Source organism: Claveliimonas sp. (genome assembly GCF_037273965.1).
Classification (GTDB): Bacteria; Bacillota; Clostridia; order Lachnospirales; family Lachnospiraceae; genus Claveliimonas; species Claveliimonas bilis.
On record NZ_JAYAZJ010000022.1, the window covers coordinates 1 to 6,709 of the forward strand.

General features: G+C 46.2%; 4 protein-coding genes and 1 riboswitch. All 4 genes read right to left on the minus strand.

Features of this window, described 5'->3' with window-relative positions; genetic code table 11:
* Window positions 1-140: 140 nt before the first annotated feature.
* On the minus strand, window positions 141-1,484 hold the full coding sequence (locus tag WJ238_RS00575; RefSeq protein WP_337605866.1) for an APC family permease: 1,344 nt from the start codon (window positions 1,482-1,484) through the stop codon (window positions 141-143).
* 110 nt (window positions 1,485-1,594) lie between these two features.
* Window positions 1,595-1,693, minus strand: a riboswitch (glycine riboswitch).
* A 201-nt stretch (window positions 1,694-1,894) separates the two neighbouring features.
* A complete protein-coding gene (alaS, locus tag WJ238_RS00580) occupies window positions 1,895-4,534 on the minus strand; it encodes an alanine--tRNA ligase (RefSeq protein WP_337605867.1) in 2,640 nt (879 codons plus the stop codon).
* A 104-nt stretch (window positions 4,535-4,638) separates the two neighbouring features.
* Window positions 4,639-6,153, minus strand: a complete 1,515-nt coding sequence (locus WJ238_RS00585) for a 4Fe-4S dicluster domain-containing protein (RefSeq protein WP_316269006.1) — start codon at window positions 6,151-6,153, stop codon at window positions 4,639-4,641.
* 99 nt (window positions 6,154-6,252) lie between these two features.
* Window positions 6,253-6,709: cobalamin-dependent protein (locus tag WJ238_RS00590; protein ID WP_337605868.1), on the minus strand; the 457-nt coding region annotated here is incomplete at its 5' end.

Sequence of the window (6,709 nt, forward strand, 5' to 3'; positions counted from 1 at the left end):
GTTTTCTTTAACGATTACATTTGACATAGTCTCACACCTAACCTCCCCTCCAGCCCTATATTGTGCATCATACGACTGTTCGGGTATATTTATTGCACTACATAAGATTATAGCACATTTTTCCTGTACGTCAATGGTTTTTATCGCTTTTTTTCCTGCAGCACCGCTCTTTTCCTGACATTCCTGTACACCGGAATACCAATAAGCGTCACAAGTATGCTTCCGGCAGACAGTAGTGTAGACTGTATTCCTGCAAGGAAAATCTGATTTATGATCACATAAATGCCGCTTACGATCGCAATAATAGGAACCACCGGATAAAGAGGAACTTTATATGTACGGACAGCGTCCGGCCAGTCCCGGCGAAGTTTCATCACGCCAATAAATGTCAAAGTATAGAACATCCAGCTTGATATGACCGCCAAGTCTGTCAGGAGATTAAATCTTCCGCTGACTGCATATATGCAGCCGATTCCTCCTACAAGGATAATGGAGTTGACCGGTACCTGCGCTTTATTAAGAACAGCCAGTGTGTCTGAAAACGGAAGGCTCTTTGTTGTTGCCAAGGAATATGCCACTCTGGATCCGGAAAGTACAAATCCGTTGCAGGCTCCAAATACAGAAATCATAATTCCTACTGCCACCAGCTTTCCGCCCATCTCTCCAAACAATTCAAGCGCCACCGCCGAAGCCGGAGCTGAAAGAGACGCCAGCTGATCTGCCGGAAGTACCCAGAGATAAGCGATATTGATTACAAAATAAACTGCCATGATCACAGATACGCCACCTACAATTGCAATAGGAAGATCTCTTCCCGGCTTTTTCATTTCTCCTGCAATAGCCCCTACATTTGTCCATCCTTCAAATGCAAAAAGAATTGCAACCATCAGCTGCCCCAGCACAACTGCCGGATTCAGTCCCTCTCCCACCATTGGAGTAAAGATTGCATTTCCGCCGCCGCCTTTCAGGAAACCAAATACCATAAGAAGAAACAGAGGAATTAATTTACATACAGTAAAAATAACCTGCACGCCGCCACCCACGCTGGAACCGAGGCTGTTAAGAAAAATAATAAGAATGATCACACCCACAGCAATGGGGATCATAAAGCTCTCACCCACAAACAAAGCCGCCTGCTGGGCAAAAGCCACTGCCAGCGCGGAAATCATAGCCGGATAAAACACCAGTGTCTGTATCCATCCTGCAAGAAAGCCAACAATCGGACTATAAATCTCTTCCAGATAGGCCACCATCCCTCCGGTCTTTGGTATCATGATCGCAACTTCTGCAAAGGTAAGAGCCGCTGCAATACTGGCAAGTCCTGTGATCACCCATGCCAGTATTCCCAGCCCCGGTGCACCTCCAGTCACCGTATAGATTGCCTGTGGCTTAAAAAACACGCCGGAGCCGATCACACAACCTACTACTGTGGCCATCGCGGTAGCCACTCCAAGATTTTTTTTCAATCCTTTGTTCTCATTCATTTTTCTCATCTCCTTTTCTTTTGAAATCACCAATTCTTCTTCCGGCGTGCTCCGCGCCGAAATGAACCTTAAAAATGCACACAAAAAATACAGGGCATCAAAAAGGAACACCCTGTATCTCTGTTTCTTTTACCTGAAAGCATTACCCCGTCGGTGCCTGCACCTGACAACTGCAAGGAATCGGCGCTGGTCTTTCCAGAGTTCCATCAGCAGCAGGTACAGTACCTGAAAGTTTCTCTCAAGCCCCGGGCAGAGCTTCGAAATTGCTTCGTCGGTTTTCCGCCTGCACAGCGGAAATCTCCCTTACTGCTTCATCTGGTCTGATCTCTTTTGTGTGTCCAGTATAAAGGATGAAACTCTATTCGTCAACCATTGTTATTTTCTTACCACTTATTGATGCTTTTATCGATTTAAGAAATCTGCTCTGCCAGCACTTCCTCTGCCTTTTCCAGCGCTTCTGCAATACCGTCCGGATTTTTCCCTCCGGCCTGAGCCATATTCGGACGTCCGCCTCCGCCTCCGCCTACAAAGGAAGCGATGGCCTTAATAAGATTTCCTGCATGGGCACCTGCTTTTACAGCGCCTTCTGTGGCAGTAGCCATAAGATTAACTTTGCCGTCAATCTGAGAAGCGATCACCACAACTCCCTCTCCCAGCTTTTCTTTCATCTGATCCCCAAGATCACGAAGTCCGTTCATATCCACTCCGTCTGTACGCACAGCCAGAAGTTTCATGCCTGCCACTTCCTTCACCTGATCTGTCACATCTCCCATGGACTCTTGAGCCAGCTTGCTCTTCAGACTTTCTACTTCGCTGTGAAGTTCCTTGTTTTCTGCAAGAAGATGGGAAATCTTTTCTGCAAGATGATCCGGAGACGCCTTTACAAGTTTGGCAGCCTGCTCCAGTTTTTCTTCCATTTCATCGTAATATTTCAGCAATCCCTTTGAGGTCAGTGCTTCTATCCTCCGTACTCCGGCAGAAACTCCGGTCTCGGAAATGATCTTAAATGCTGTGATCACTCCAGTATTGTCCACATGTGTTCCGCCGCAGAACTCTTTGGAAAATTCTCCCATGCTGACAACCCGGACAATATCACCGTACTTCTCTCCAAAAAGAGCAGCAGCACCTGTCTTTTTTGCTTCTTCGATAGGCATATTTTCTGCTTTTACCGGCAGAGCGTTCATGATCTGCTCGTTAACAATCCGCTCTACTTCTTTGATCTCTTCTTTTGTAAGGGCGGAAAAATGCGTAAAGTCAAAGCGCAGTCTGTTCTCATTGACAGAAGATCCCGCCTGCTCCACATGGGTGCCAAGTACCGTCCGCAGTGCCTGCTGCAATAAATGTGTAGCACTGTGATTCCGTGCGGAAAGCGCTCTTTTCTCCTGATCGATTTCCAAAGAAACATGGTCGCCTACCTTCAGCATGCCGCTTACAACATGTCCTACATGACCGATCTTACCGCCCAGAAGCTTAATTGTATCTTCCACCTCAAACACGCCGTCCTTGGTATGGATAAATCCTCTGTCCGCTTCCTGTCCGCCGCTTGTGGCATAGAATGGTGTCTCTTTCACGAAAACAGTTCCCTTCTCCCCATCGGAAAGGGCATCCACAATCGCATCATCTGTTGTCAGAACAATAATATCAGATTCCCAGGAAAGGTGCTCATAGCCGACAAAGGTTGATGTGACAGACGGATCAATAGACTCATAGATTGTCACATCAGCTCCCATGTAGTTTGTCTCTCCGAAGGTTCCCTTAGCAGTCTCTCTTTGCTCTTCCATCGCTTTTTCAAAGCCTTCCTCGTCGATCTTCATTCCCTTTTCTTCCAGGATTTCTCTTGTCAGATCAACCGGGAAGCCGTAAGTGTCATACAGCCGGAAAGCCTCTGTACCGGAAAGTACCTTTGTATGCTCCTTCTCCATCTTTTCTTCCAGTCCTTCCAAAATGGAAAGTCCCTGATCAATAGTCCTGTTAAACTGTTCTTCTTCTTTTGTAATAACCTTAAAGATAAAATCCTTTTTCTCTTCCAGTTCCGGATATCCGTCCTTGGATCCATCGATCACTGTCTGCGCAAGCTGAACCAGAAATTCTCCCTCTATGCCAAGAAGGCGTCCATGGCGGCAGGCACGACGCAGCAGACGGCGAAGAACATAGCCTCTTCCACTGTTGGAAGGAAGGATCCCATCGGAAATCATAAATGTGACAGAACGGATATGATCTGTGATCACACGTACTGATACATCGGTTTTATATTCCTTCCCGTATTCCTTTCCTGCAATCCTGCAGACATGCTCCCGAAGGTCACGGATCGTATCCACATCAAACATGGAATCCACATCCTGTACCACACACGCCAGACGTTCCAGTCCCATTCCCGTATCAATATTTTTCTGTTCCAATTCTGTATAATGATTATGTCCGTCATTATCAAACTGGGTAAACACATTATTCCAAATTTCCATATAACGGTCACAGTCGCAGCCTACTGTACAGTCAGGCTTTCCGCATCCATATTCCTCTCCGCGGTCATAGTAAACTTCCGAGCAGGGACCGCAGGGACCAGACCCATGTTCCCAGAAGTTATCTTCTTTCCCGAAACGGAAAATCCGATCTGCCGGAATACCAATCTGCTTATTCCAGATCTCCCATGCTTCGTCGTCTTCCAGATAAACAGACGGATAAAGCCGATCCGGATCAAGTCCTACAACCTCTGTTAAAAATTCCCATGTCCAGGCAATGGATTCTTTTTTAAAATAATCGCCAAAAGAAAAATTCCCAAGCATCTCAAAAAATGTACCGTGGCGTGCTGTTTTTCCCACATTTTCAATATCTCCTGTCCGGATGCATTTCTGACAGGTTGTCACGCGTTTTCTCGGCGGGATTTCCTGACCTGTAAAATATGGTTTTAATGGCGCCATTCCCGAATTAATAAGTAAAAGACTTTTATCGTTGTGAGGCACCAGTGAAAAACTTTTCATGGCAAGATGATCCTTACTCTCAAAAAACTCAAGGAACATTCTTCTTAGTTCATTTACACCGTATTTCTGCATAATTTCCTCCTAAATTTTTCAACTATTTCCTAATTATAAAGAGAACCCTGACGTTTGTCAACGTCAGGGTTTCATTCCTTTGGCATTCCTTTTGCCGTTTTACTCTACTTCAGTTCAATTTCTTCCAGTTCTTTTGGCGGAATCTGCCTGGAGGAAGCTTTTACAAAATCTTTAATCTTTTTCTGTGCTTTTGCCACCGGAATATTAGTTCCTGCTCCTGCTACACATCCTCCCGGACAGCCCATTCCTTCGATAAGGCATCCGTTCATCTTGCCTGCCTTTGCCAGAGCCAGTACCTTTTTACATTCCGCAAGTCCTTCCGCATGTTCAATCTTGACCTCCACATCCGGATAATAGGCGTTGATGCATTTTTCAATCGCTTCCGCAACGCCTCCCGCTACGGCATAGCCACGGCCTGCACCTGTTGCATTGTGGAACGAGGACTCTGCCTCATATTTCTCCAGGTCGATTCCCTTGGCGTCAAACATGGCCTGCAGTTCTTCAAAGGTAATGACAAAATCCACGTCACTTCGCACAGTACGCCGCATTGCCTCCAGTTTCTTGGCCGCACAGGGACCTATAAATACAACTTTGGAATCCGGGTGCTGCTGTTTGATGGTACGCGCCGTTGCCACCATAGGCGTCAGCTCCTGTGACACCTCTTCAATCAGATCCGGGAAATATTTCTTCGCCAGCATCGCCCAGGAAGGACAGCAGGATGTCAAAAGGAAAGGCAACTCTCCTGTCGTCACCTTGTTCACATAGTGGTGGGCTTCCGCTACAGCTCCAATATCCGCTCCCAGCGCCACTTCATAAAATCCTTCAAATCCCAGCTCCTGAAGCGCTGCTTTTAAATTCCTTGGAGTGATGTTGTCTCCAAACTGCCCTGCATATGCCGGCGCAATCTCAGCAATCACCTTATCTCCCTTCTTTAACGCATGTGCAAGCTGGAAAATCTGTGACTTATCGGAAATAGCACCAAATGGGCAGTTTACCATACACATACCGCAGGATACGCATTTCTCTGTATTAATATAGGCTCGTCCCATCTTATCTGACTCAATAGCGCCTACTCCGCAGGCTTTCTGACAGGGACGCTCTTTCTTGGAAATCGCATCATAGGGACAGACTGCTTTACACTTGCCGCATTTGATGCATTTCTCCTGGTCAATATAAGATCTGCCTTTCACAAAAGAAATCGCATTTTTCGGACAGACTTCCATACATGGGTGAGCAAGACATCCCTTACACATGTTGCTGACTTCGTACCCTCTCTCCTCGCAGGCCTCGCACGCCGATGGAATTACCTGCATAAGAGGCGGCTCATAATATTTGTCGGAAATATTGCTGGCTTCTACTCCGGCTGTCAAATGTACCGGGCGGTTTTCCGGCCGCAGGGAAAGTCCCATCGCAAGCCGCAGACGCTCACGTACAATCGCACGTGCACGGTACACGCTTTCCCTGTATTTTACTTTTGAATCTTCATTAACAATTGCATACGGAATCGCTTCCATGTCATCGTTGAGTGTTTCGTCATTGGACTGGAATCCAAGACGGGCCACCTCCTCAAATACCTTTCTTCGTATCCGACGGACTGTGGTATTCAGACCTCTCATCATAGAACAGTTTCCTCCTATTCTTCTCTCATCTTTCACTCTCACTATAGACAAACGTTAATTTTCTGTCAATACAACCGCATGTACAAAATTAAAAACATATCATTCTCCGAAAAGTTCCTGTGCGTAATAGACAGACTGCATCGCATCCTTTCCATAGAAATCGGCGCCGATCATATCTGCATATTCCTGGTTAAGGACCGCTCCTCCCACCATAACTTTACAGTCCGGCTTTGCCTTACGAAGCTGCTTTATGGTTTCTTCCATGCTTCCTACCGTTGTTGTCATCAAAGCGCTTAATCCTACAAGGCGTATATTCTGCTCCACTGCTTTTTCCACGATCTCTTCCGGAGGAACGTCCTTTCCCATGTCGATGATATCAAAACCGTAATTTTCCAGAAGTACTTTTACAATATTTTTTCCAATATCATGGATATCGCCTTTTACTGTTGCAAGAATAATCTTGGCCTTCTTCTCTTTTTCTTTTCCCTCTGCAGCCATTTTATCTTTCAGAACTGCAAACGCCTCCTTGGCGGCATCTGCACTCATCAAAAGCTGC

Excerpts from the sequence above, each read along its gene's own strand:
- WJ238_RS00585 (WP_316269006.1), bottom strand. The coding sequence starts at position 6,153 with ATGATGAGAGGTCTGAATACCACAGTCCGTCGGATACGAAGAAAGGTA.
- WJ238_RS00575 (WP_337605866.1), bottom strand. The coding sequence starts at position 1,484 with ATGAATGAGAACAAAGGATTGAAAAAAAATCTTGGAGTGGCTACCGCG.
- alaS (WP_337605867.1), bottom strand. The coding sequence starts at position 4,534 with ATGCAGAAATACGGTGTAAATGAACTAAGAAGAATGTTCCTTGAGTTT.